Origin of the sequence: Pannonibacter sp. (assembly GCF_051860505.1) — a bacterium.
Classification (GTDB): Bacteria; Pseudomonadota; Alphaproteobacteria; order Rhizobiales; family Stappiaceae; genus Pannonibacter.
On record NZ_JBHYDX010000013.1, the window covers coordinates 83,858 to 110,304 of the forward strand.

The window sequence follows — 26,447 nt, forward strand, 5'->3', positions numbered from 1 at the left end:
AGCAGCGCCAGACCATCCGGCAACCGCCTGCCGACGAATTATGGAACGCTTAACAATTTCCTAACAGCAGGCCGATGCATATGCCCCATGGACGTTGCATCCGGAACTTAAATTTTTCATATTCATATCAATGGCCTGATCGCGAAGGATGAAGTTTCCGCTTGGTCAGATGATGCACCAGCAGACTTTGCTGGGGCTCAGCGCCCTGCTCCGCTCTGGCCAACCCGGGCTTGCCCTTAAGGCGCTTTCGGCCCGGCCGCTGATCAGGCGGCAGCCTCGTCATCCTCACTGGCCGAGCGGATGGTTCCGCCGGCGGTGAGGGCATTGGCGAGATCGATGTAGAGCTTGCCCGGAAGCGGCGGGGCAAAGAGATACCCCTGGGCTGCGGTGACGCCGAGCTCACGCAGGCGCTCGACCTGCTCCATGCGCTCCACGCCTTCGGCGATGATGCCCATGCCGAGATTGTCGGCGAGTTCCACCATGGAATCGACAATGGTGGTCGAGCTGTCATCCGTGCCGAGGGCATCGATGAACATCTTGTCGATCTTGATGATGTCGATGCCGAGCTTCTGCAGATAGGCCATGCCGCCATGGCCGGTGCCCACATCATCAAGGGCAACACGCACGCCGAGGGCCTGCATTTCCGCGATCAGCTTGCGGGCAAGTTCAAGGTCCTGAAGCGGCAGACGCTCGGTAACCTCAACCACGATCTGCTGATACGCAATCGGAGATTTTCCGTATATCTCCTTGATATCCTCTATGATTCTCCGATCATCAAAGTGCCCTGCAAAGAGGTTGATGGAGAGTTTCAGATCCGGGTTCTCGGCATAGAGTTCCCCGACTTCGGTCACAGTCTGCCGCATCAACAGACGGGTCATCTCGAAAATATGGCCTGTTGTCTCGGCATAGGGCATGAACTGGCCGGGCGACACCATGGTGCCATCCAGCCGGCGCCAGCGCATCAGCACCTCGCAGCCGCGCAACCGGCCGGTCTCGATGTCCATGACCGGCTGGTAGTAGGGAATGAATTCCTTGCGCTTGATGGCAGCGATGAACTCGTCATCCGCCTCGCTGTCCGGACGCCAGGAGAACCAGACACCAATACCGATGAAAACCAGGGCGAAGCCGGCGCTGGCCGTCGCCACGATCATCTTCAGATCCTTGACCAGGCTGATCGCAGCCGTGCGCGGGGCCACGACAACGGCTTTGAGCGGGTACCGCGCGGAGGACAGCTCCACCGTGATCGCCTGGTCGGGATCCGCCAGTTCGGAACTGTAGCCGCCCACGGCCATCCAGGGCACGTCATTGCCCAGCCGCAGCTCCGCCCTGCGGAAGGCACGCAGGTATTCCGGACCGGCGTCAATGGCGATCGCGGCGGGGGAAACTTCGGCAAACAGGCGGTTGGAATTGCCAAGGTTCCAGCTGACCACCGCAACATGGGTGCCAAGGAACTGCTGCTCCAGCATGCCGATGCCGACCAGCGGCGCATCAGGACGCAGGGCTGGCAGGATCGCCTCGCCGCCAATCGGACCGTCGGGAACGATGCACATCCGCACACCGTTGTGATCGACAAGGCCAATGCGCTGCAGATAGCCCAGTTCGCTGATGGCGGCGATGAAGATCTGCCGGTCCTCGCGCGAACAGGTGACGGCTGTGTTGCGATGCAATTTCTGCAGAATCGCGACGGCACTGGAAATGGCATTCTCGCCACGGGCAACGTAGCGTTCGGCCATCGCCGTCATTTCCGTGCGGGCATTGGTCAGCGCATAATTGTCGAGGACAAAATTTGCCGCAAGCAAAGGCGCGAGCGCCAGCAAAAGGGACACCCCGACAGCCCGAAGAAAGATCATGTAGCGACGGGACACGGCGCGGCTTACACCTCTGATTGGTCCTTGCGACCTTGCGCCACAGACGTAAACATCGTTTGAACGGCGCGGGTTGAGACTCGCAGAACTATACATGATTTGACGTTTGTCGCTGGGAGATTGGCATGCGTGCCCTGTTCATCGGTCAGTCCTACATAGACATCACCTTCCTCGCGGACGTTCTGCCAACCGGCGACGAGAAGGCCATTGCGCATGATTATTCGGTCAGTTTTGGCGGAAACGCTGTCACGGCCGCCTTCGCCTGCGCCAAGCTCGGTGCCCGGCCGGACCTGTTGTGCTCGCTGGCCGACGACTGGCTGGCGCGGATGTTCCTCGACATGGCGGCGCGCTACGGGATTTCTGTGCATGGGCGCAAAGTGCGCGAATCATCCCTGTCCTTCATCATGCCGAAGGACGGCAAGCGCGCCATCGTGCGCTGCCGCGACAACGACTTCCTGCACCCCTTCCCGCCCCTCACCCTGACAGGCTGTGAGGCGCTGCATCTGGACGGACACATGCCTGATGCCGCCCTCTACTACGCCAAGGCCTGCCGGGACGCCGGCATCCTGACCTCGCTCGATGGCGGGGCCGTGCGAGAGAACACCAGCGAGCTTCTGGGCTTCATTGATGTGGCGATTGTGTCCGAACGGTTCTGCGAGCAGCTGAACCTTTCCGTGCCGGCGACGCTGGATTATCTGAAGGCCAAGGGCTGCCCGGTCGGCGGCGTGACGGTCGGCGAGCGTGGCATGTACTGGTATGAGGGCAAAGGCGGCGTGCAGCACATGCCCTCCCTCGCCGTACCGAAAGACAAGGTGGTGGATACCAACGGCGCCGGCGACACGTTCCATGGGGCCTATGTGGCATCCTATCTGTCCAACCGGACAGGCTCGTGGACCGAGCATTTCCACTTTGCCCGCGCCGCTTCGGCGCATGCGGTGCAACACCTCGGCAACGAGGCCAGCCTGCCGGACCGCGCCGACATTGCTGCAGCCATCGCCACCTTCCCGGAACGGCTATCCTAGCAAGAGTTTGGCCTAGCAAGAGTTTGGCCTAGCAAGAGTTTGGCCTAGCAAGAGTGTGGCCTGACAAGAGTGTGGCCTGACAAGAATGTGGATGGTCAGGCAAGTCCCCCGAGGGCACCAGCCCCGCGCCAGCTGACGGCCTTATTTTCGCCGCCGATGTCCCCTCGATTGCCTCCGCCACATTACTCTTCACGGGTGTGGCGGAGCCTCCGCTGGCCGGCTGTCTGCCCTGCCCGGCCACGAAGCACGAGCCTGGTCCGACCGGGCTCAATTTGCTTGCCTCGGGAATTGGCTTGGCGCATCGTGCCAGCCGGCAGGTTCCCTATCGTCATGTTTTGGAGTTTTTTGAATGCGATCCTTTCTCCTTCGCGGTGTCAGCGCGGCTGTCGTCAGCCTGGTCCTGACCCATGGCGCCCTCGCCTTTGATCCGACCGGCAACGCAGTCGCCGACGCGTTCCTGAAGCGCATTGAAGCGGGCGAGAGCAAGGTCGTTTCCGTCGGCGATATTTCCGAAGACGGCGACCAGATCATGATCGAAGTCATCGTCATGGAGGGCAAGACGCCGGAAGCCGGCAAGCTCGAGATTGGCGTGACGACGCTGACCGGCGCCGAGGAACTAGCCGATGGCACCCTGGCGCTGGATGGTCTGGCGCTGGAAGAACTGACGCTGACTGCCGACAAGAGCGTCATCACGATCGCACAGCTGGTGGCCACCGACGTCGTCATCCCCTCTGCCGCCGACCTTGCCAAGGCCGACAGTTCCTCCGCTCCGGGCTACAGCACCGTCGAGATCGAGGGGATCAACATCCTCGACGAGAGCAAGAAGGAAGTCGCGATCGATTCCCTCTATCTTGCGACCAGCGCGATGGAAGGCAAATGGCCGACCGCAGGCGAGTTGCAACTGACCGGGCTGCTCATCGATCCGGCGCAGTATGAAGAAGACGGCGCAAAGACTTTCACGGAGCTTGGCTACGAAAAGCTGTCCCTGGATCTGGCCAGCAACTTCACCTGGTCACCGCAGAGCGGCGATCTCGACATTCCGCAGCTCGACATCACCGGTGCCGACATGGGCAAATGGGCAATGGCGCTGAAGGTCGGAGGCCTGACCGGCGACGTTGTCACCCAGCTGGAAGCGGCCAAGGACAACAGCGAGCAGAGCCTGGCGCTGCTGCAGGGATTGACCGTCAACACGGTCAGCGTCCGGTTTGACAACAACAGCCTGGTCGAGCGGGTGCTCGACCAGCAGGCCAAGGGCGCAGGCACGGACCGCGCCGGTTTTGTCACACAGCTGAAGGCTGGCTTGCCGATGATGCTGTCCTTGCTGCAGAACCCGGAGTTCCAGACTTCGGTCAGCTCAGCCCTGTCGGCTTTCCTCGACAAGCCTGGCTCCCTGAAACTGGAAGCCAAGCCGGCGCAGCCGGTTCCGGTGGCACAGATCATGGGCACGGCAATGCTGGCGCCGCAGACACTGCCGCAGGTCCTGGGCGTAGCGATCACTGCCAACAGCAACTGATCGCCGCACCTACCTGACCCCAAGACTGCACAGGCGCGGCCGGTTCCCTTCGGCCGCGCCCCGATTTTTAAGCCGGGCACCCGGCACGTTTTTTGACCCGCGCATTCTTCGCGCAAACCAACCTGGAGGCGCTTCATGTTCGCCCGCACGCCTGCCCGCCCCGCACCTGGCCGGGGCACCCTGCGCATCGCACTCATTGCCTGTGTAATGAGCATGCCCTTCGCCGCCCATGCCGAGACCGCGTCCGACATCGTCAAGGAATGGAACGAGCAGTACAAGGCCTGGGGCGCGACTGTCGCCCGCTATGGCCGCATCGAACCGGGCCTCAACGAACGTGACGTGACGCTGCATGACGGCGAGGTCGTGTTCTCGATCCCGATGCCGGGCCAGGATGGCGATGCGATTGATGTGCGCGTCACCTATGACGCCATGAACCTCACCGGACTGACCCGCTCGGCCGCCGGCTACACTGCCGACAGCATTGCCATTCCGGGCGACCTGACGATGGAAATCGAACTCCCGGGTGAGTTGTTCAACAGCACCTCGTCGCCGGCGGATGCCTCGTCCGACGCGGAAACGGAAACCGAAGACGGCGAGGCAGCGGATGACGAGGCCGCCGACGGGGCCGCCGACGGGGAAGCTGGCGAAGAAGCGACGGAGGAGGCGACCACTGAACCGGCTGCCGACCAGCCGAATGTAAAGATGGTCATCGTCCAGAAGGGCTATGAGGCCACCGGCCTTGCCTGGCCTGCCCTGCCTGAGCTGCCGAACGATCCGCAAAAGCCGGTGACGCAGTATTTTCCGCTCGCCAAGCTGCTGCTCGATGTCAAGGCCGACCGGATGGCCGCCGCCAGCATCGAAACGCGCCAGACCGGCATTCCCGGCATGGAAAGCTCGGTTCGGTACGAGAATTACGTCATCCGCAACCAGGCTGACGGCCGCATCGAAGAGAATTCGATCGACCGGATGGTCCAGACCGAGATGCTGCCGAACTTTACCGGGGACGGCTTCCAGACCATCGAAATGAGCCTCGGTCGCACCGTGACGCGCGGCACCGACCTGATGCCGTTGCTGTCGCTTCTGGGCCAGGGTACCGACCCGAGCCGCAAGACGCTGATGGCAGAACAGGACGCCGTGGACCTGCGCGTCAAGGGCGATGGCTTCGAAGTCTCGATCGCCAACCTGACAGCCGAAGACATTGGCGTCAACGACACCAGCCCGCTGAAGATCCTGCCGATGCTGGATGCGGCCGCGCTGGACCAGAGCCCTGACGAAATGGAAATCGGCATGGCTGCAATGGAAGCCGTCGGCGTGTTCCGCTTCGGCAAGATGGAGGTGTCCGGCGTCAAGGTGACGGCGCCCGAGGTCAACGGCGAGATGACGCGCACGACCTTGCGTGAACTCTCCTCCAAGGGCTTTGGCGAGTTCTCCATCGACGGTCTGTCCGGCGAGGCCGCAGGTCAAGGCAAGCTGAAGCTCGACCGGATTGCCATCGCCGACCTGGATTTCCCGAGCCTGATGGCTCTGATCGAAATCGGCATGGCTGATGGGGAGCCCAGCTTTGCCCAGTCGTTGGCCGCACGGCCGCTGATCGGCCTGTTCGAGATTGTTGGCTTCAACCTGAATGCAGCTGCGCTTGGCGGCGAGATCAATGTCGACGAGTATCGCCAGACCGAACGTGGCCACATCAACCGCATCCCGACCGACATCGGCCTGTTGATGCGCGGCATCCGCTTCCCGGTGTCGTTGATCGAGGAGCCGGAAGCCCGTTCGGTCTTCGAGGCCCTGAACGTCACTGAAGTGGTGATCGACCAGAACCTCAAGGTGACCTGGAACGAGGCAACCGGCGACCTTGCTCTCGAGGATCTCAGCGTCACCCTGAAGGATGGCGGATCCTTCAAGATGAATTTCGTGCTGGGCAGCGTCTCCCGCGCCCTGTTCGAGACGCCGGAGATGGCGCAGCTGGCGATTGCTGGCGCAACGGTGAAGTCGGCCATGGTCCGCTCCAGCGATGCCAGGATCGTCCGGGCGATGCTCGAGAAGCAGGCGAAGGACGCCAACCTGTCTGCCGACACGCTGGCCATGGGCCTTGCCGACACGGCCGCCAATGACATGGGTCCTCTGGCCGCCACCCGCTTCGGCAAGGAGCTGGTCGAGGCCCTGCGCGTCTTCCTGATGGACCCGAAGGAGATCGTCATCGAGATCGCCCCGGAAAAGCCCGTCCCGGTGACCCAGCTCATCGGCATGATGGCGAGCCCGAATGCGATCCCGGACCTGCTCAATGCCAAGGTCCGCAGCAAGTAATTTCAAAAGACAAGGCCCCGGAGCGATCCGGGGCCTGAGACTGATGACAGGCCTCGACCTCACCCTCGTCATCCCGGCCAAGCGAAGCGCCGAGCCGGGACCGGAGGGTCGAGGTATCTAAATTTCAATGAGTGACAACCGGTGATGCCTAGGCTCTCCGGTCCCGGATCTTCGCTTCGCTGCGTCCAGGATGACCATGGGAAGCCTATCAGCAGTCCGTGGCCCCGGAGCGATCCGGGGCCTTTTGCATAGCTATAATTGCGGTTCGCCGTCGTTGTTCCGGCAGCGAAATCAGCCAGCGCGGTCGGGCATGTCGCGGAACTGCAGATCGGCAAGTCGGCGGTAGAGACCGTCGCGGGCGACCAGTTCATCATGGGTGCCAGCCTCGACAACCTGGCCCCGGTCAAAGACCAGGATCCGGTCGGCGTCGCGCACGGTGGCGAGCCTGTGGGCAATGACGAGGGTGGTACGGCCCTGCATCAGGCGCTTGAGGGCCACCTGGACCTTGGCCTCGGATTCCGCATCCAGCGCCGAGGTCGCCTCGTCCAGCAGCAGGATCGGCGCGTTGCGCAGCATGGCGCGGGCGATGGCGATGCGCTGGCGCTGGCCGCCGGACAGCCGGCCTCCCCCCTCGCCCACCAGCGTGTCATACCCCTGCGCCTGCGCTTCGATGAACTCATGCGCATTGGCGTCCATGGCGGCGCGGATGATGTCGCCGTCGCTGGCACCGGGCCGGCCGAGCGCGATGTTGTCGCGGATCGACAGGTCAAACAGGAAGGTGTCCTGGGTGACGAGGGCAATATGGTCACGCAGCGATGCCAGCGTCACCTCGCGGATATCCTGTCCGTCAATCAGCACGCGGCCGCCGGTGACATCGTAGAAGCGCTCGATCAGGCTGAACGTGGTGGACTTGCCCGCCCCGGAGCCGCCGACCAGAGCCGTGACCTTGCCGGCCTCGGCAGTGAAATTCAGGCCGTCCAGCGCCGATGCTTCGCCGTAGCTGAAGGCGACGTCCTCGAAGCACACCTCGCCTTTGGGCACGACCAGTTCCGCAGAGCCCTGACGGTCGGCATAGGACGGCGGGCGGTCGAGCATTTCATACATCAGCCGGACACCGACGAGACTGGTGTTGAGGTTGACCTGCAACCGCGCCAATCGCTTGACCGGTTCATAGGCCAGGAGCAGCGCCGTGATGAAGGCAAAGAAGGCGCCCGGATCCTGGCCGCGCTCGACAACGCTGTAGCCGCCGTAAAAGATCACCATGGCCACAGCGAAGCCGCCGAGCGTTTCCATCAGCGGCGAGGTGCGGGCGGTCAGCGAGGCAATGCGGTTGGAGCGGTGCTCGACGTCGCGGATCGCCTTGCCCATCTCCTGGCGCATGCGCTCCTCGACCCGGAACGCCTTGACCACGCGAATGCCGATGGTCGTCTCCTGCATGGCCGAAACGATCCGCGTGGTGGAGACGAATTGCGACCTCGCGTGCTTGCGCACCCGGCGGACGAGCAGCGAAACCCCGAACACTGCCGGCGGCATGATCAGCAGGGCGACGACGCTGAGCGCGGGATCCTGCAGCACCATGACCGAGACAAGGCCGATGACGCTGAGCACATCGCGGCCAAGCGACAGGATGACCATGTCGATGACGCCGCGGGCGGCCTGGGAGTTATGGGCCAGCCGCGTCGTCAAATCGCCGAGCGGGGTGTGATCGAAGAAGGCCATGTCCTGCCGGATAATGACCTCGAACAGGCGGTTCTGGATGCGGGCGACGATGGCATTGCCGATCCGGCTCATCAGCACCTGCTGGCCGAAGGTGGCAAAGCCCTTGACGGCAAAAATGCCCATCACCGCGACGGAGATCAGGGTGATCATTGCCTTGTCGCGGTTGATGAAAACCTCGTTGATCACATCGCGCATGATCCAGGCGCTGGCCGCAGTCGAGGCGGCAATCAGGGCCATGAAGACGATGGTCAGTGCGTAGCCCGGCAGATGCTCGCGGGCGTTTTCCGCAATCAGGCGACGAATGAGGACGTAGGAGCCGTCGGGATCGGAGAACCAGCGCGTGAGGCTCAACTTACAGCCTTTCTGTCGGGGGCCGGCGCAGCCTATGGCCAGGCCGAGTTCACGGCCCTGCACCGGGCCAGGGTCAGCGGCGGTGAAGCACTGGCCCACCGCCGCCGAGCCAGATCATTTTGCCGGCAGGTTCAGCCGCAGGTGCAGTTCGCGCAGCTGCTGCGTGCTCGGCGGGGTCGGCGCACCCATCAGAAGATCCTGCGCCTGCTGGTTCATCGGGAACAGCGAGATCTCGCGCAGGTTCTTGGCGCCGACCAGCAGCATGATGATGCGGTCGACACCGGCCGCCATGCCGCCATGCGGAGGCGCGCCATACTGGAAGGCGCGGTAGAGGCCGCCGAAGCGCTCTTCCACGTCCTGAGCCGACAGGCCGACCTTCTCGAAGGCCTTGACCATCAGGTCCGGCGACTGGTTGCGGATCGAACCCGAGGCGATCTCGAAGCCGTTGCAGACCATGTCGTACTGGAAGGCCTTGATCGTCAGCGGATCCTGGTTTTCCAGTGCGTCCATGCCGCCCTGCGGCATCGAGAAGGGATTGTGGGCGAAGTCGAGCTTCTTCTCGTCCTCGTTCCACTCGTAGAAGGGGAAGTCGACGATCCAGCAGAGTTCGAAGCGGTCACGGTCGATGAGGTTCAGCTCGTCGGCGGCGCGGTTGCGGGCCTCACCGGCGAACTTGTAGAACTTCGACGGATCGCCGGCGGCAAAGAAGCAGGCATCGCCATCGCCAAGGCCGAGCTGCTGGCGGATGGCTTCGGTCCGCTCCTCGCCGATGTTCTTGGCAATTGGACCGGCAGCTTCCAACCAACCACCCGAGTCCAACTCGATCCTCGCCGACTTCCATGCCGTTTGTTGTTCAACCGCCTTGATGTAGTGGGCGTTGGTGTCTTTCGGCAAAGAGCTGTCAAACTCATCTTCGACGTAGCCGAATTGATCAAGTCCGGGCAACTGTACCGAGCGCCAGAAGATGTAGCCGAGACCCGGCTGGCCCTGGCCCTGCGCCCAGGCGTTCATGCGGTCGCAGAAGGCGCGGCTGCCGCCGGTCTTGGCCGGGATCGCCCAGACTTCCGCCTTGGGGTTGCCCGCAATCATGTTGGCGAAGACCTTGAAGCCGGAGCCGGCGAAATGCTCGGTGACGGCTTCCATGACGATCGGGTTGCGCAGGTCCGGCTTGTCAGAGCCATACATGCGGATGGCGTCGTCATAGGCGATGCGGCGGAACGTCTGGGTGACCGGCTTGCCTTCGGCAAATTCCTCGAAGATGCCGCGGATCACCGGTTCCATGGTGGTCCAGACGTCTTCCTGCGTGACGAAGCTCATTTCCAGGTCGAGCTGGTAGAACTCGCCCGGCAGGCGGTCGGCGCGCGGGTCCTCGTCGCGGAAGCACGGGGCGATCTGGAAGTAGCGGTCAAAGCCCGCCATCATCAGCAGCTGCTTATACTGCTGCGGCGCCTGCGGCAGGGCGTAGAAGGTGCCCGGATGGATGCGGCTCGGCACGAGGAAGTCGCGCGCGCCTTCCGGCGACGACGCAGTCAGGATCGGCGTCGAATATTCGGTGAAGCCGCCCTTGGTCATCTCGCGGCGCATGGCGGCGATGACTTCGGTGCGCTTGACGATGTTGCGGTGAAGCGTCTCGCGGCGCAGGTCGAGGAAGCGGTAGGTCAGACGCACGTCTTCCGGATAGTCCGGCTCTCCAAACACCGGCAGCGGCAGTTCCTTGGCCGCGCCCAGCACTTCCAGGTCGCGGATGAAGAGTTCGATCTCGCCGGTCGGCAGGTTGGTGTTGATCGTGTCTGCGGTGCGGGCCTTGACCTCGCCATCGATGCGGATGCACCACTCCGAACGCACAGTTTCGGCCAGCTTGAAGGCCGGGCTGTCCGGATCAACGACGCACTGGGTGATGCCGTAATGGTCGCGCAGGTCGATGAACAAGAGGCCGCCGTGATCTCGCACGCGGTGCACCCAACCCGACAGGCGAACGGTTTCCCCGACATGGCTTGCGCGCAATTGCCCGCAGGTGTGGCTCCGGTAACGGTGCATGCAGTCCTCGATGTCTTGCGAAAATGACAAGGGTTCCGGCCACGATAGCGGACGGAGGTTTGACGGGGACAAGCCACGTCACGCCGCCAAAGTCAAGACGCTGGCGGGGTTGCTCCCCCACCGCGGCCGATCCGGCGTCAGTCCCCAACCCGCTGCGCGTGAGGATCATGGACCGACCAATCACATTTGGTGAAGTGTCCATTCACCGCTTGAATTTTTTTCGCCGGCTCACGCAAGCTACAACGGCACACAAGGGTCCTGCAGGCTCCCGAGGAACCTGAGTCGGTTCCCGAACGACCGGCGGGACAACGGGCCAGCCGCGAAAACGCGAAGATCCGACAGGCCTGACCGCAATCCACAAGCCTTCCAGAGAGCCGAATGTCGACAATCCGTCCGCTCATTCCCCTTCTTGCCACTGCCGGCATTCTCATCGGCGGCAACGGGTTGCAGGGAACCTTCATTTCGCTGCGGGCGCTGGAGGAGGGGTTTTCGCCGCAGGTGATCGGCTTCATCGGCACGGGCTACAACATCGGCTTTGCCCTCGGCTGCATCTACATCACGCGCGTCATCAGGGCCATCGGGCACATCCGGGCCTTCTGCGCGCTTGCGGCAATCGCTGCAGCCGCGTCAATGCTGATGTTGCTCTATATCGCGCCCCTGCCCTGGTTCCTGATGCGCCTTGTCCAGGGGCTCTGCATCGCCGGCCTGTTTGCGGTGGTGGAAAGCTGGCTCAATGCGCGTGTCACCAATGCCAACCGCGCCCGTACCCTCTCCATCTACCGTTTCGTGGATCTGGGTGCCGTTACGTTGGGGCAATATATCATCCCGGCCGTCGGGGTCAGCGGCTTTGAGCTTTTCGTGATCATCGCCATGGCGTTGACGCTCTCGCTGGTACCGATTTCCCTGACTGACCGCACCAGCCCGGCAGCTCCGGAACATGTGCGCTTCGATGTGCGGGTGTTGTGGAAGGTGTCGCCGCTGGCGACCATCGGCTGCATTGTCGTCGGCTTCACCAATGCCAGCTTCCGATCGCTCGGGCCGGTCTATGCGGACGGGATCGGCATGACGGTCACCTCCATCGCCACCTTCATGAGCGCGGGCATTTTCGCCGGTGTGGTGCTGCAGTATCCGCTGGGGCATTATTCCGACAAGCTGGACCGGCGCCTCATCATCCTGATCGCCACTTTCGGCTCCTTTGTCGCCGGCATTTTCCTGGCGCAGGTGGCCGGCGACAGTGTCTGGCTCAACTATCTGGGCATCTTCGCCTTCGGCGCCTTTGCCATGCCGCTCTATTCCCTATGTTCAGCCCATGCCAACGACCACGCTGCTCCCGGGCAGCATGCGCTGGTCTCGGCGGGAACGCTGTTCTTCTGGTCGGTCGGGGCCATTGCCGGGCCGCTGTTTGCCTCAATCCTGATGGGCCACTACGGGCCGCATTCCCTGTTCTGGTACACCGCTGCCGTGCAGGGGCTCTTCATGATCTACACGGTCATGCGGATGATGCAGAGAGAAGGCATTCCGGCCGACGGCCGCCGCAGCCGCTTCCACTCGCTCCTGCGCACCTCCGCCTTCTTCGCGAAGCTGGCGGGATCAGGAAACACAAAGGAGAAGCCGTGAGGGGGACATGAGCTCGAGCGATCAGTCAATGGCCTGAATGAGCGGATGCCACTGGGCCAGAACGTCAGCCGAAGCCGCTGGTGGATCGAAAACGCTTGAACCGCTGGCGGCATGGCGGGCATAGGTCACCCGGTCGGCAATTTCTGTTACCAGCGGAAATCCAGCGCCCTGTGCCTGTTGCTGCAGCAGGGTCAGATCCGCCCGGCCGCGCCGAACCCGATTGGCCACAACCAGAATGTCCGCCTTGCCCTTGCGGATCCGCTTCAGCTGCGAGAGGCGACGCAGGAAAGACGCCGTTGCTTCCCAGTCAAAAGCGGAAGGCATAAGCGGGACGACGATGTCATCGGCCTCGGCCACCAGATCCTTTGCCCGTTCGCCGCGCAGGCCGCCGGGACCATCGATGAAGATGAAGCCCTGGCGGCCATCAGGCATGTCATGGCTGCCCTTGCTCCAATCGAGCGCATGGATCACCGGCAAGCTTTGCGGCCTCCGCTTCAGCCAGCCAAGGGACGAGCGCTGCCGGTCGGCGTCCGCGAGAAACACGCGCTTGCCCTGCGCCGAAAAAGCGGCGGCAAGCGTTGTGGCGAAGGTCGTCTTGCCGCAGCCACCCTTGCCGTTGACGATGAGAATCCTGCGCATGAAACTGTCCTCCGAAACCTGAGCCTTGCGCAGGTCGTTTACTCATGCAACTTCGCCGGCAACTTCACAGGTCCTCGCAAGGCGAGGCTGACGGTTTGATGGCGACAAGATGGCAAGACTGCGGTATAGACCGGGCTTACCATGAATGTGATTACCACGACCCAAGCGCTGGCCGCAGCCTGCACCCGCCTTTCCGCCCACGAGTATGTCACCGTGGACACGGAATTCCTGCGTGAAACGACCTTCTGGCCGAAGCTCTGCGTCATCCAGTTGGCCGGACCCGACGATGCCTATATCGTCGATGCCCTGGCCGACGGGCTTGATCTGGCGCCCTTTTTCGACCTCATGCGCGACGCCCGCGTGACAAAAGTGTTCCATGCCGCAAGGCAGGATATCGAAATCGTCTATCATCTGGGTGGCCTGATCCCGCATCCCCTGTTCGACACCCAGGTGGCGGCCATGGTCTGCGGCTTTGGCGACTCAGTCTCTTATGACCAGCTGGTGCAACGCATCACCGGGGCGCATATCGACAAGTCCTCGCGCTTCACCGACTGGGCGCGGCGGCCATTGACACAGAAGCAGCTGGAGTATGCGCTGGCGGATGTCACCTACCTGCGCGATGTCTACCAGTTCCTGAAAGCCAATCTCGCCGAGCAGAACCGGTCGCATTGGGTCGAGGACGAGATGCAGGTCCTCACCTCGGAGGGCACCTATTACACCGAGCCGGAGCATTCCTGGCAGCGGCTGAAGATGCGGGTGCGCAAGCCAATCGAACTGGCCGTCCTGATGGAAGTCGCTGCCTGGCGCGAACGCGAGGCTCAGTCCCGCGACGTGCCGCGCTCACGCGTGCTCAAAGACGACGCCATCTACGAGATCGCGGCGCAGCAGCCGGCCAATGTCGAAGCTCTCGGACGCCTGCGGACAATCCCGCGCGGCTTCGAGCGGTCAAAGCCGGCTGAAGATATCCTGAAGGCCGTCAATGCAGCCCTGGCCCTGCCGAAAGACAAGCTGCCGAGATTGCCAAAGGGAAAACAGGCGCCGGATGGTTCCGCCGCCGCTGTTGACCTCCTCAAGGTGCTCCTGAAGCTGGTCAGCGAGCAGCAGGGCGTTGCAGCCAAAGTGATTGCGACGGTTGAAGACCTGGAGCGCATCGCCGCCGACGACCACGCCGATGTGCAGGCCCTGTCCGGCTGGCGACGCGAAATGTTTGGCGAGTTGGCGCTGAAGCTGAAGCGGGGCGAGATTGCACTGGCCTTCGATGGCCGGCAAGTCGTGGCGCTGGACCAGGGCAAGCGAACCTCAGCTGCTGCTGAGTAACCGTTCAGTGGCGCTGCGGTCGGCTGATTTCTTGGGATCCGAGACCTTGCGGTTGCCCGCAGGCGCTAGGTACTGACGCATTCTCTGTTGCTATTCCGGACGGCCGCGAACCGCCGGAATGATGCCTGTTCGCGCCGAGAGTCATGTTTTCCTGCGCTGTCCCGGCCTTGTGCCGGGACCGGGTGGGATGGGGAGGTGCGTGCCTGACAGGTCCCGGCACAAGGCCGGGACAGCGCAGAGAGGGATAACCTCTGCAGACCCTGAGCCTGACAGCAAGGGCTTTTTTGGTGTAGCCTACGGAAGCGGCAGGACGTTGCCCTTGGAGCCGATCAGCTTGGCGAACTGGGACACCCGCTTGCGCAGGCGTTCGCCATCCATATAGGCGAGCTTGGCCGGCAGTTTCAGCATCAGCTCATCCTCGGTGCGCAGGAACTCGGTGTCGAGCAGGACACCCGGCATCGAGGCCGAGACAAGCGAAGCCACCCGCAAGGCCGCGCCGAGGATACGGGCGCGTTCCTTCAGCCGGGTCGGCGTCAGTTCGCGCAGGCGCGGCGACAGGGCATCGTCATTAAGCCCGGCGTGGCGGTAGAACACCGCCATCGACAGAAACGCCCTGCCTGGATGATCAATGCCGACAAAAGCCGCGTTGGAGATGATATTGAGGCTCTGCTCGCCGCGATAATCGGGGTGCGCGCGCCAGCCGATATCGGACAACAGGCACGAGGCATGGCGCAGCCGCGTTTCCTCTTCCGTTTCGTCTATGCCGATCAGCGGATAGAGCTGGTCGGTCCAGGCGATTAGTTCCTCGGCATGTTCGGGCGAGCGGGCGCGCAGCAATGCCAGTTCGCGCGCGGCCTCCAGCAACGGATCCTGCTTGCGCACCGGCGGCGGCAACAATTCGTAGAGAAGGCCCTCGCGGACACCGGTGGCGGACATCACCACCCGGTCGGCTTTCATCAGGCGCAGGACCCGCTCCATTACAATCGCCCCGAAGGGCAGCAGGGCACGGCGCTGGCGCGAAACGGATTCGATGAAATCCAGGCTCTCGACATCGCGCTGCGCCACCATGCGGCAAAACTCGATCGCCTCGGAGGCCGGGATCTCGTAGTTGTGCATGACATGCAGCGGGTAACCCGCCTCAAACAGATGCAGGCGGGCCAACGACCGCCAGGTGCCACCGACCGCATAGAAGGTATGGCGTGCCATCCGGGTCGGCCATTTGGCCGTGGCGAGCGCGTCTTCGACGATCTTCTGCGCTCGGGCAATCTTGCCACCGGAGGCTTCCTGCAGCCGCAAGCCGCCAAGCGGGTAGGTCTCGCCCTGCCCGACACCGCGCGGGCCGATGCTCACAAGCTCGAGACTGCCGCCGCCGAGGTCGCCAACGATGCCCTGGGGCTTCCAGAAGCCGGAGACAATGCCGAGTGCCGAGTAATAGGCCTCCTCGGCGCCATTAAGGATGCGCACTGGCACGCCGGTGACGCGCTCGACTTCAGCAACAAAGGCCGCGCCGTTGCTGGCATCGCGCGCAGCCGCCGTCGCCAGCACATGCACAGCCTTAACGCCGATGTGCTCACACAGGCAACGGAAACGATACAGCGCGGCGAGCGCGGCCTGGACTGGCTCCTGCATCAATTCGCCGGTCGTCGCCAGGCCACGGCCAAGACCTGCCAGGATCTTCTCGTTGAACAGGATCGTCGGCGCGCGGGCCTCGCGCTCATAGACGACGAGACGAACCGAATTCGACCCGATATCGATGACGGCAATCGGGCCGGATCCGCTGAGACGGCCCCTTGCCGGGGGATGCTTGGCGCTGCTGTCAGCCACGCTGCGGTCGCTCCATGTAGGGACGAGGTTTGGTGTTGGCGGTCTCGGACTTTCCGCGTCCCGACAGGGATGGGTTTGTCATGAAATACCGATGCGCATTGAAGGGTTCCTCACCGGGCGCTGGAACAATGCGCTCGTGCGAACCGTCGGCAAGAAGCCGCCAGCTCTGCTGGTTGTCCTTGAAGTTGGCGACCATGATCTCGTCCAGCACCTGTTCGTGCACCGTTGGGGTCAGCATCGGAGCCAGGATCTCGACGCGGCGATCGATGTTGCGCGGCATCATGTCGGCCGAGCCGATGTAGACATGGGCATGTGGCGAGGGCAGCCCGTGACCATTGCCGAAACAGAAAATGCGGCTGTGTTCGAGAAAGCGGCCGACAATCGACTTGGCACGAATGTTGTCCGACAGGCCGGCTATGCCCGGGCGCAGGCAGCAGATGCCGCGCACGACCAGATCAATCTGGACCCCGGCCTGGCTCGCCCGGTAGAGCGCATCAATGACGCCGGGATCGACCAGCGAGTTCATCTTCATCCAGATCTGAGCCGGGCGCCCTGCCTTGGCATGTTCGATCTCGGCTTCCGTGAGTTCGAGAATACGGCTGCGCATGGTGATCGGCGAAACGGCAAGGCGCTTCAGCTCTGCCGGCTCGGCGTAACCGGTGATGAAGTTGAAGACCCGGGCCGCATCGGCAGCAATGTCCGGATCGTCGGTGAAATAGGACAGGTCGGTGTAAATGCGGGCCGTGATCGGATGGTAGTTGCCCGTGCCGATGTGGACGTAGGTCTTCAGTTCACCGTTCTCGCGGCGGACCACCATGGAGAGCTTGGCGTGGGTCTTCAGCTCGATGAAGCCGAAGACGACCTGAACACCGGCCCGTTCCAGATCGCGCGCCCAGCGGATGTTGGCTTCCTCGTCGAACCGCGCCTTCAGCTCGACCAGGGCCGTGACTGACTTGCCAGCTTCCGCCGCCTCGGCAAGCGCCTTGACGATCGGGCTGTCCTTCGAGGTGCGGTAGAGCGTCTGCTTGATGGCGACGACATCGGGATCCTGCGCAGCCTGGCGCAGATACTGCACCACCACGTCAAAGGATTCATACGGGTGGTGGACGATCAGATCCTTCTGCTGGATCGCAGCCAGACAGTCGCCGCCATGCTGGCGGATGCGTTCTGGGAAACGGGCCGTGTAGGGCTCGAATTTCAGGTCGTCCCGGTCGATCCCGACCAGCTGCGACAGGTTGTCGAGAGCGAGCAGGCCATCCACCAGGAAGGTCTCAGCATCCGTCACACCCAGCGCATGGGTGACGAAGGCTCGCAGTGAGGCCGGCGCGGCGCCGTCGATCTCCAGCCGGATGACCGATCCGCGCCGGCGGCGCTTGAGCGCGCTTTCGAACAGGCGGACGAGATCCTCGGCCTCTTCCTCGATTTCGATATCGCTGTCGCGGATAACCCGGAAGGCACCTTTGCCCTTGATTTCATATCCAGGGAAAAGACGGCCAACAAACAGTCCAATGACCTTTTCAATGGTAATGAATCGGGTCTCGCCCTGCCCCATGTCCGGCAACCGGATGAAGCGGTCCATGTGGCTCGGCACGCGCAGGAGCGCCGTCATGCCCCGGCCGCCGCGGATCGGCGCCAGTTCGAAGACGACAGAGAAGCCCAGATTCGGGATGAAGGGGAACGGATGAGCCGGATCTATGGCCAGCGGCGTCAGCACCGGGAAGATGTGGCCGAGGAAGTGGTTTTCGAGCCAGGCGCGCTCGTCTGCCGTCAGATCCTGGGCAAGGAGAATGCGGATGCCGGTCTGCACCAGTTCGGAGCGGATCTGCCGCCAAAGACGCTGCTGTTCGCTTTGCAGACGCTGGCAGGCTGTGGCAATGCGCTCAAGCTGCTCGCTCGGCGTCAGCCCGTCATCGGAGCGCAGAGTAACATCAGCGCGCTGCTGGCCTCGCAAGCCGGCGACACGGACCATGAAGAATTCGTCGAGATTGTTGGCGGAAATCGACAGGAAGCGCAGCCGCTCGAGCAGCGGATGATCCTTGTTGACGGACTCTTCCAGAACCCGGTGATTGAACTGCAGCCACGACAGTTCCCGGTTCATGAAGCGGGCCGGCGACTGCATCAGTTCATGGTTCACAGCGACGGCAGGGGCCGGATCGGGCGCAGTTGCAGGGTCCCCGAGCTTGACCTCAGGGGCAATGCCGGCGGATACCGCGACTCCGGCGCCAATCTGCGACACCTCCAACTTGTCCTGCACGGCAGTCTCCTTATCGATGGCCATCAGTTGGCCGCCACATCATTGGCCCGGCAGGTCCGGTGCCTCATCTGGTCCATGACCTGAGCGCTCATTCGGCTCCGCTTTCAAGCCGCTCCAGCACACGGCCCGCCAGGGACCGGGTGATTCGGCAGCTCCCCGCAAGAGCTTCTGCATCGAGAGCCTCGACAACCTGACCGGCAACCCCCAGCGAACGTTCCATGCGTACCACAAGATAATCAACAACCGATGGATCGATCATCACCTGGCGGTCGGCGAAGAGCTTGACCAGAACGCGGCGCAACAGGTCGTCATCCGGTTCCAGGATCTCGACCGGCGTTGCCGCGCGCAGGCGCGAGATGAGATCGGGCAGCGTCAGGTTCCAGGCAGCCGGCCATGTGCGGCTGGTAATCAGCAGGGTGCTTTCCGCCTGGCGCAGGGCGTTGATCAGGTGAAACAGCGCTGTTTCGTTGACACCGCGATGGGCGTTCTCCAGGGCGACAGGGCCGGCGGCAACGAGGCGGTCCACGGCTTCCTCGCCGAGTTCCCGCGCCTCCAGGACGCTCGCGCCTGACAAGCGGCGCCAGATCTCGGTCAGATGGGTCTTGCCACTGCCGACAGGGCCGGCGAGGATCGTGACCGGTGCCGGCCAGGCGGGCCAACTCTCGATCATGTCCAGCGCCGCACGGTTGGCCTCGCCCACAAGATAATCATCGCGGCCAAGCGCCTGCTCATGCGGCAGGATCAGGGGAAGCTGGCGCGGGAACTCGGCCATGGCAGGTGCCGTTACTCGTCGGTTTGGGTGCTGGACCTCTGACTGGTGCCGTCGCCGGTCCCCCGGTACAATGAGCTTGCTAGGTACTGCGTCAGCGCGAAGCGCGCAAGCACGCCCACAATGGCAGCAGCAGGAACAGCCACCAGCATACCCACAAATCCAAACAGATATCCAAAGGCAAACAACGCAAACATCAGCCAGACCGGGTGCAGGCCGACGCTGGCCCCGACCAGTTTCGGTTGAAGGATGTTGCCCTCGATGAACTGGCCGACACCGAAGACGACGGCGACGGCCACGATCCAGGGCCAGTCCGGCCAGAACTGGACAATGGCCACCGACATGGAGGCGATCAGACCTAGGGCCGCGCCAACAAAGGGAATGAAGCTCACGAGCCCCGCGCCGATGCCGATCAGCAGGCCGAAATTGAGACCCAGCAGCACCAGGGACACAGAATAGAACAGGCCGAGCAGAAGACAGACCGAAACCTGCCCGCGGACAAAACCGGCGACAGCGTGGTCCATTTCACCGGCAAGTTTCCGGACCGTGTCGACATGTTCGCGCGGCAGCCAGCTGTCGATGCGCTCGATCATGTGATCCCAATCCAGCAGCAGGTAAAAGGCGACGACGGGGGTAATGACAAAGAGCGAAAGAATGGACAGCAGCGCCTGACCACCGCTCCAGACGGAATTGAGCAGACCGCCCAGCCAGGACGCGCCCTTTGACATCAGGTCGCCAAAGGACGACTGCAAATCGGCTACGGAGAGGCCGGAGATGGCGGTCAGCCGGTCGCCCAGGTTTTCGGCGAGAAGGGTCTGCAGCGAGCGGACCAGCCCGGGCAACCGGTCGATGAAGCCCAGCATCTGGTTGCCGAGCACCGGCACCAGCAGGATCAGCACAATGGCCAGTACAAGCACGAAGGCAAACAGGATCGACAGGGTGGCCGTCAGGCGGCTCATCCCCAGGCGCTCCAGCCGGTCGGCGACGGGATCGAGCAGATAGGCCACGGCCATGCCGGCGACAAAGGGCAGCAGCACCGCGCTGAACACCGTCATGAACAGGATGAAGGCAATCAGGGACAAGAGCCAGAACTGGACTTGGCGGCGCAGGGTCATGCGAGATCTCCACGGGCGGACCTTCGGCCCTTCCCCGCCAGATAGGAGCGCGCAAGCGTCATGGTCAAGCGGGCATCATGATGTGCGGTCCGCGCAATTGGTTCTTTTTGCGACCTTCAAAGCGCTGGAAAGGGTCGTCCGCTCTAAGATTTACGCATCGTCATGCCATGACTTGATCATGGCATCCATGCCGTGACCTCACGGTCCGGCCGGCAGCAGTTGGACACACCCTTGTCACGCTGTGCCGAACGGAAGGGCAACGGCATGGATGCCATGGTCGAGCCATGGCATGACGAAGGTGGTGCGGGCAGAAGAAGTGCCCTGGCAAGATCCGCCGGAAAAGCGGCCCCGTTTGGCCGTTCCCGATTGCATGGCCAGACAAAATGAGGCATTGCCCTGCGACATCAGACATAACCGGCTTTCGGAGACGTGACCCATGAGCGCTGCTGACCGCGGGGGGCAGAACGGCCTCACCTATTCCCAATCGGGTGTGGACATCGACGCAGGCAATGCGCTCGTCAAGCGCATCGCGCCGCTGGTCAAGGCGACCGCCCGTTCCGGCGCAGACAGTGCCATCGGTGGCTTCGGCGGCATCTTCGATCTCAAGGCGGCCGGTTTCTCCGATCCGCTGCTGGTAGCCGCCAATGACGGCGTCGGCACCAAGCTGAAGGTTGCCATCGACACCGGCTGCCATGACACGGTCGGCATCGACCTCGTCGCCATGTGCGTCAATGATCTGGTGGTGCAGGGCGCCGAGCCGCTGTTCTTCCTCGACTATTACGCTACCGGCGCGCTGGACGTGGACACAGCCACGGCCGTCGTCGGCGGCATTGCTGAGGGCTGCAAGATCGCCGGCTGCGCGCTGATCGGCGGCGAGACGGCGGAAATGCCGGGCATGTATTCCAAGGGCGACTATGACCTTGCCGGCTTTGCCGTCGGCGCGGTCGAGCGCGAGAACCTGCTGCCGCGCCCCGACGTCACGGAGGGCGACGTGCTCCTCGCCCTCTCCTCCTCCGGCGTCCATTCCAACGGCTATTCGCTGGTGCGCAAGATCGTCGAGGTCTCCGGGCTCACCTATGAGGCCGATGCTCCCTTCAAGAGCGGTACCAAGCTCGGCGAAGCGCTGATGGCGCCGACCCGCATCTATGTGAAGCCGCTGCTCGCCGCCCTCAAGGCGACCTCCGGCATCAAGGCGCTGGCGCATATCACCGGCGGCGGCCTGACCGAGAACCTGCCGCGCGTGCTGCCGAAGGGCAGCGTTGCCCGCATCGACCTGGCGAAGATTTCCGTTCCCGGCGTGTTCAAGTGGCTGGCGGGGACCGGCAATGTGGCCGAGGCCGAGATGCTGCGCACCTTCAACTGCGGCGTCGGCATGGTCGTCGTGGTCGAGGCTCGCGAGGAAGCCGCCGTGCGGGCCGCGCTGGAAGCGGCCGGCGAGACCGTCTTCACGCTCGGCCGCATCGAGGCCGGCTCAGGCGGCGGCTCGGGCGACGGCGAGGCGCATGTCGCCTACACCAACCACCTGGACCTCGGCGCATGAACAAGCGCCAGAAGGTCGGCGTGCTGATCTCGGGTCGCGGCAGCAACATGCTGTCGCTGATCCGGGCGGCTGAGGCGCCGGACTATCCGGCCGAGATCGCGCTGGTGCTGTCGAACCGGCCGGACGCCGGCGGACTGGAGCGGGCATCCTCCTTCGGCATTGCCACGGCAGTGGTCGATCACAAGCCCTTCGGCCGCGACCGCGAGGCTTTTGAGAAGGCAGTCGACGCGAAGCTTCAGGCGGCCGGCATCGAGCTGGTGGCGCTGGCCGGCTTCATGCGGCTCCTGTCGCCCTGGCTGGTGGAGCGCTGGGCCGGGCGCATGCTCAACATCCATCCCGCCCTGCTGCCGTCCTTCAAGGGCCTCGACACGCATGAGCGCGCGCTGGAAACCGGCGTGAAACTGCATGGCGCGACCGTTCACTTCGTTTCCAGCGAAATGGACGCCGGGCCGATCATCATGCAGGGCGCGGTGCCGGTCCTGGATGGCGATACGCCCGACACGCTCGGCGCCCGCGTGCTCGAGGTCGAGCACCGCATCTACCCGGAAGCCCTGGCGCTGATTGCCTCCGGCACGGCGCGGCTCGACGGCAACCACGTCGTCCTCTCCGATGCCAGCCGCGAGGCCACCGGCCACCTGATCGCCCCGACGCTCCTGAGCGGGCAGGACTGAACCTCCTTCACAGCGCGGCAAGCGCCGACACAGCGTCCCGCCCTGCCCCGCCGTCCTGTTCGGCGCGGAAGGCAGAGACGGTGGCGAAGAAGGCGTCGTGCAGGACGCTCTTTTCCTCGGACAGGGCAAAGACCATCTCGTCATATTCCCGGCTCATCTCGGTGACCGTCAGTCGGCGCACGATGTCGGTGCGGCCCGTGCCGTTGCGCCACATGAAGCCGACGCCGAGACCGTTCACCACCGCCTCATAGACCGCATCGCGGGTGTCCAACGTCAGCAGCGGCACCGGCTCGAAGCCGGCTGCGCGGAAGGCGCGGTCAACGACGCGCTGGGTGGAGGACCCACGCGTTCGGAAAATGAGTGGTTCCCGCAGGAGGCGCTGGCAGCTGACGCTGTCGAGGCCGGCCAGGGGACTGGCGGGGTGCACGATGGCGACCACATTCTGGCGCATCAGCAGGTCATGGCGGAAGCGGCCATCGCGCGGCACGTCCGGCAGGATGCCGATGTCGACGGCGCGGGTCAGCACGGCCCGGGTGATCGCCTCATGTGAACCGGTCTCGACCGCAATCTCGATGCTGGGGTGGCGCTTGTGGAAGGCGGCGATGAGCGCCATGCCGGGCATGGAATTGCCGAGGCCGATGGTCAGGCGGCCATTCAGCAGCGTGTTGTGTCGCATCAGGATGCGCATGACGTGGCGCTCGGCCTCGGCCATCCGCTCGGCAACGTCGCACAGCTCCAGACAGACCGGCGTGGCCTGCAGCAGGCCGTTCTTGCGGTCGAACAGGCGGACACCGAATTCGGCTTCCAGATCGCGCACATGGCGGGAGATGGCGGGCTGCGACAGGCCCAGCGCGCGGGCGGCGGCGGCATAGGAGCCGCCAGTCGCAACGGCATTCACGGCGCGGATGCGGGAAAGACTGAGGCTCATCGGTCGGGCACCTGCTTTGGACATATAGGCACAACAAGAGAGATCGGGCACATCGCCCCAAGATCCGCATGACCAAACCGGATGTTTGATCTGCCCATACCTTAGGCTTCATCTGTAACGGCCACGTCACAGTGGCCGGGCACTGTCTGTCTCAACGCGGCTGGCTCGCTCCCCGGCAGCCGTTTCAAACAAGACTTCAGGGTTTCCACGGCCGCACCGGTATTCCGCGTGCGAACGGGGAACCTTTACCCGACAGGAACACAGACTGTGACGCAGGCAGCCGGACCGATCACCGTAGCGAGACTGGAAAGCGGACTGGCAGATGCCTACGCCGCAGTGCTGTGCGATCTCGACGGCTGCCTTGTCTCCGGTGCAACGGCCCTGCCGGGCGCCCTCGATTTCGCCCGCTCCTGTGGCGACCGGCTCTGGATCGTCTCCAACAACTCCTCAGATACCGGCACCAGCCTGTCGGAGCGACTGGACAGGCTCGGCTTCCAGATCCCGGCACAACGCATCCTGCTCGCCGGCGAACATGCACTCATCGACATTGCCCAGCGCCGGCCGGGGGCGAGGATCTTTCTTGCCGCCTCGGCCCAGCTCGAGCAACGGGCGCGGGCGTTGGGTCTGATCCCCCTCCCGGCACCGCAGCGGCACGACGATGTGGATGTGGTGGTGCTGGCCCGAGACCCGGACTTCGGACTGGGCCGCCTGTCGCAGATGGTGCGGCTCCTGGCCTCGGGCGCTGAACTGGTGGTGACCAATCCGGATCTGGTGCATCCGGGTGCCGACGGACTGCCGGAACCGGAGACCGGCGCCCTGCTGGCTGCCCTGTCCGCCTGCTGGCCGGAACTGGCCTACCAGACCATCGGCAAGCCGCAGACTGCGCTGCTCAGCGAAGCCCTGCGCCGGGCCGGGGTCGGGGCGGCAGATGCACTCTTCGTCGGCGACAATCCGCTGACCGACGGGCTTGCCGCCCAGCGCACCGGGATCGCCTTCCTGCATGTGCTGCCGCCGGTGCCACGTGGTCCTTCCGATCCGGCGGCAACGCCGGCACCAGCCATCCAGACGGGAGACTGACCCATGCTGACCTACGCCCTGCGCACACTCGTCAAGATGGTCATCACACTCTTTGCCATCGTGACCCTGGTGTTCTTCGCCACGCGCCTCTCAGGCAATCCGATCGATTTCGTCCTCGGCGAGGGGATCACCAAGGAGGATCGGGAGCTGCTGACGACCTACTATGGGCTCGATGGCAGTGTCTGGACCCAGTATCTGCGCTATCTCGCCGCCTTCGTCGATGGCCAGTTCGGCCTCTCCTTCCTGGAACGGCGTCCCGTGGCGCAGGTGGTGGCCGAACGGCTTTGGCCGACGGCGCAATTGATCCTGAGCGCGACCATCTTCACGCTGCTTGTCTCCATACCCCTCGGCATCATCGCGGCCCTCAAGCGCAAGTCCTGGATCGGCAGCGCGGTGATGACGGTCGCCTTCTTCGGACTGGCGGTGCCCAATTTCGTGCTGGCGACACTGCTGGTGCTGGTGTTCGCCTATGTGCTGAACTGGCTGCCCGTGGTCGGCAATGGCACAGCGCTGCATTACATCATGCCGACACTTGCCCTGTCAGGCCTCCTGATCGCCGCCCTCACCCGCTTCACCCGCAACGCCATGCTGGACGTGCTCAGCCAGGACTACATGCGCACGGCCCGGGCCAAGGGGCTGAAGGAGCGCCGGGTGATCCTGAAGCACGGCCTCGGCAACGCCTCGATCACGCTGCTGTCGGTCATCGGGCTGCAGGTGGCGGGGCTCGCCGCGGCCGGCAGCGTGGTGATCGAGAGCATCTTTGCCTGGCCCGGCATCGGCCAGTTGCTCGTCCGCTCGGCAATCCTGCGTGACTACCCCGTGCTGCAGTTCGGCGTCCTGACCGTCGCCATCGCCGTCATCATCATCAACGCCGTGATCGACATTGCCTATGCCTATGCCGATCCCCGCATCCGCCTTGCGAAAGGATAAGCCATGACCGACCAAGCGATCGCCGGAACCGGCCGGAACCAGCCTCCACGTCTGCCGTTCCCCTTGCCCCGCCTCGACTTTGCCGTGACCTTCTGGCGTGAGGCGAACGGCGTGCAACGGGTGGCCATGATCCTGGCCCTGGTCCTGCTGGTGACAGCCCTGGCAGCCCCGCTGCTTGCGCCCTTTGATCCAAATGCCCAGAGCCTGATGTCCCGCCTGAGGCCGCCGGTGGGCTTTGAACGGGCAAAGCCCGCCTATCTGCTGGGGACCGATGAACTTGGCCGCGACATTCTCTCCCGCTGCCTCTACGGGCTGCGGCTGACCTTCACGCTGGCCCTGTGCGGTGCCGTGATCGGGCTCGCCATCGGTTTCGTTCTTGGAATGTTCTCAGGCCTTGCCGGCGGCGCGGTCGATGACTTCGTCATGGGGCTTGTGGATGCGCAGATCGCCATTCCGTTCACGCTGGTGGCCCTGCTGATCCTGGCCGTCTTCGGCTCCGGGCTCGACGTGATGATCCTGGTGCTCGGCCTCTACGGCTGGGAGCAATACACCCGCATCGTCCGCGGCGAAGTGCGCAAGCTCAAGCAAATGCCGTTCATCGAGGCAGCGCGGGCCGCAGGCGCCACCCCCTGGCGCATCGCCCGCCGGCATATCCTGCCCAACATCGTCTCGCCGCTGGTGGTGCAGTTCACCTTGAGCTTCTCCAACATCGTGCTGCTGGAATCGACCTTGTCCTTCCTCGGGCTCGGCGTGCAGCCGCCGACCGCGACGCTGGGCTCGATGGTCGGCATCGGCCGCGACTACCTGCCGACCGCTCCCTGGATCGTGCTCGCTCCGGCCGCCGTGATCCTTCTCCTGACCTTTGCCGTGCAGATCCTGGGTGACTGGCTCCGGGACCGCGCCGACGTGCGCCTGCGCAGCCGCTGACATAACAGAAGCCGGAACGGCCGACGTG

19 protein-coding genes are annotated in these 26,447 nt (G+C 63.8%); 10 read left to right on the forward strand and 9 right to left on the reverse strand.

What is annotated here, in order from left to right:
- Window positions 1–263 precede the first annotated feature (263 nt).
- On the reverse strand, window positions 264–1,865 hold the full coding sequence (locus tag ACTIFE_RS11055) for an EAL domain-containing protein (RefSeq protein WP_439529205.1): 1,602 nt from the start codon (window positions 1,863–1,865) through the stop codon (window positions 264–266).
- 125 nt (window positions 1,866–1,990) lie between these two features.
- On the opposite strand from ACTIFE_RS11055, the gene ACTIFE_RS11060 reads away from it, so the two are divergent.
- The 3 genes from ACTIFE_RS11060 (at window position 1,991) to ACTIFE_RS11070 (ending at window position 6,704) form a co-directional block, all read left to right on the forward strand.
- Window positions 1,991–2,887: a sugar kinase gene (locus tag ACTIFE_RS11060; protein ID WP_439529206.1), complete on the forward strand. Its 897-nt coding sequence runs from the start codon at window positions 1,991–1,993 to the stop codon at window positions 2,885–2,887.
- A 349-nt stretch (window positions 2,888–3,236) separates the two neighbouring features.
- Window positions 3,237–4,400: a hypothetical protein gene (locus tag ACTIFE_RS11065; protein WP_439529207.1), complete on the forward strand. Its 1,164-nt coding sequence runs from the start codon at window positions 3,237–3,239 to the stop codon at window positions 4,398–4,400.
- Between the two features lie 135 nt (window positions 4,401–4,535).
- Window positions 4,536–6,704: a hypothetical protein gene (locus ACTIFE_RS11070; RefSeq protein ID WP_439529208.1), complete on the forward strand. Its 2,169-nt coding sequence runs from the start codon at window positions 4,536–4,538 to the stop codon at window positions 6,702–6,704.
- 291 nt (window positions 6,705–6,995) lie between these two features.
- On the opposite strand, the gene ACTIFE_RS11075 is transcribed toward ACTIFE_RS11070, so the two are convergent.
- Entirely contained in the window at window positions 6,996–8,774 is a 1,779-nt protein-coding gene (locus ACTIFE_RS11075) for an ABC transporter ATP-binding protein (RefSeq protein ID WP_439529209.1), read from the reverse strand.
- A 114-nt stretch (window positions 8,775–8,888) separates the two neighbouring features.
- On the reverse strand, window positions 8,889–10,811 hold the full coding sequence (gene aspS, locus ACTIFE_RS11080; protein WP_439529210.1) for an aspartate--tRNA ligase: 1,923 nt from the start codon (window positions 10,809–10,811) through the stop codon (window positions 8,889–8,891).
- A gap of 378 nt (window positions 10,812–11,189) precedes the next feature.
- Between aspS and ACTIFE_RS11085 the strand changes: the two genes are divergently transcribed.
- Entirely contained in the window at window positions 11,190–12,428 is a 1,239-nt protein-coding gene (locus tag ACTIFE_RS11085) for an MFS transporter (RefSeq protein WP_439529211.1), read from the forward strand.
- A 21-nt stretch (window positions 12,429–12,449) separates the two neighbouring features.
- Here the strand turns inward: ACTIFE_RS11085 and ACTIFE_RS11090 are convergent, their stop codons facing one another.
- Window positions 12,450–13,067, reverse strand: a complete 618-nt coding sequence (locus ACTIFE_RS11090) for a nucleotide-binding protein (protein ID WP_439529212.1) — start codon at window positions 13,065–13,067, stop codon at window positions 12,450–12,452.
- Window positions 13,068–13,208: 141 nt separating this feature from the next.
- On the opposite strand from ACTIFE_RS11090, the gene rnd reads away from it, so the two are divergent.
- Window positions 13,209–14,384, forward strand: coding sequence for a ribonuclease D (rnd, locus tag ACTIFE_RS11095; RefSeq protein ID WP_439529213.1), 1,176 nt, complete (start codon window positions 13,209–13,211; stop codon window positions 14,382–14,384).
- A 294-nt stretch (window positions 14,385–14,678) separates the two neighbouring features.
- On the opposite strand, the gene ACTIFE_RS11100 is transcribed toward rnd, so the two are convergent.
- The 4 genes from ACTIFE_RS11100 to ACTIFE_RS11115 form a co-directional block, all read right to left on the reverse strand.
- On the reverse strand, window positions 14,679–16,208 hold the full coding sequence (locus tag ACTIFE_RS11100; protein ID WP_439529214.1) for a Ppx/GppA phosphatase family protein: 1,530 nt from the start codon (window positions 16,206–16,208) through the stop codon (window positions 14,679–14,681).
- A complete protein-coding gene (locus ACTIFE_RS11105; RefSeq protein WP_439529242.1) occupies window positions 16,201–18,327 on the reverse strand; it encodes an RNA degradosome polyphosphate kinase in 2,127 nt (708 codons plus the stop codon). The genes ACTIFE_RS11100 and ACTIFE_RS11105 overlap by 8 nt, the downstream gene beginning before the upstream one ends.
- A 223-nt stretch (window positions 18,328–18,550) precedes the next feature.
- Window positions 18,551–19,234 carry a hypothetical protein gene (locus ACTIFE_RS11110; RefSeq protein WP_439529215.1) on the reverse strand — a complete coding sequence of 228 codons (684 nt, stop codon included), beginning with the start codon at window positions 19,232–19,234 and terminating at the stop codon, window positions 18,551–18,553.
- 11 nt (window positions 19,235–19,245) lie between these two features.
- Window positions 19,246–20,346, reverse strand: coding sequence for an AI-2E family transporter (locus ACTIFE_RS11115; protein WP_439529216.1), 1,101 nt, complete (start codon window positions 20,344–20,346; stop codon window positions 19,246–19,248).
- 436 nt (window positions 20,347–20,782) lie between these two features.
- Between ACTIFE_RS11115 and purM the strand changes: the two genes are divergently transcribed.
- Together purM and purN are read left to right on the forward strand one after the other, a co-directional pair.
- Window positions 20,783–21,886: a phosphoribosylformylglycinamidine cyclo-ligase gene (purM, locus tag ACTIFE_RS11120; protein WP_439529217.1), complete on the forward strand. Its 1,104-nt coding sequence runs from the start codon at window positions 20,783–20,785 to the stop codon at window positions 21,884–21,886.
- A complete protein-coding gene (gene purN / locus ACTIFE_RS11125) occupies window positions 21,883–22,557 on the forward strand; it encodes a phosphoribosylglycinamide formyltransferase (protein ID WP_439529218.1) in 675 nt (224 codons plus the stop codon). The genes purM and purN overlap by 4 nt, the downstream gene beginning before the upstream one ends.
- Window positions 22,558–22,564: 7 nt before the next feature.
- On the opposite strand, the gene ACTIFE_RS11130 is transcribed toward purN, so the two are convergent.
- Window positions 22,565–23,485 carry a LysR family transcriptional regulator gene (locus tag ACTIFE_RS11130; RefSeq protein WP_439529219.1) on the reverse strand — a complete coding sequence of 307 codons (921 nt, stop codon included), beginning with the start codon at window positions 23,483–23,485 and terminating at the stop codon, window positions 22,565–22,567.
- 267 nt (window positions 23,486–23,752) lie between these two features.
- Here ACTIFE_RS11130 and ACTIFE_RS11135 point away from each other — a divergent pair, with 267 nt between their 5' ends.
- Genes ACTIFE_RS11135 through ACTIFE_RS11145 form a run of 3 tightly spaced genes read left to right on the forward strand, consistent with a single transcriptional unit; the run spans window position 23,753 to window position 26,419 of the window.
- Entirely contained in the window at window positions 23,753–24,562 is an 810-nt protein-coding gene (locus ACTIFE_RS11135; RefSeq protein WP_439529220.1) for an HAD-IIA family hydrolase, read from the forward strand.
- A 3-nt stretch (window positions 24,563–24,565) separates the two neighbouring features.
- Window positions 24,566–25,492: an ABC transporter permease gene (locus tag ACTIFE_RS11140; RefSeq protein WP_439529221.1), complete on the forward strand. Its 927-nt coding sequence runs from the start codon at window positions 24,566–24,568 to the stop codon at window positions 25,490–25,492.
- 3 nt (window positions 25,493–25,495) lie between these two features.
- Window positions 25,496–26,419 (forward strand): ABC transporter permease, encoded by a 924-nt coding sequence (locus ACTIFE_RS11145; RefSeq protein WP_439529222.1) that lies wholly within the window; start codon window positions 25,496–25,498, stop codon window positions 26,417–26,419.
- The last annotated feature ends 28 nt before the right edge of the window (window positions 26,420–26,447 follow it).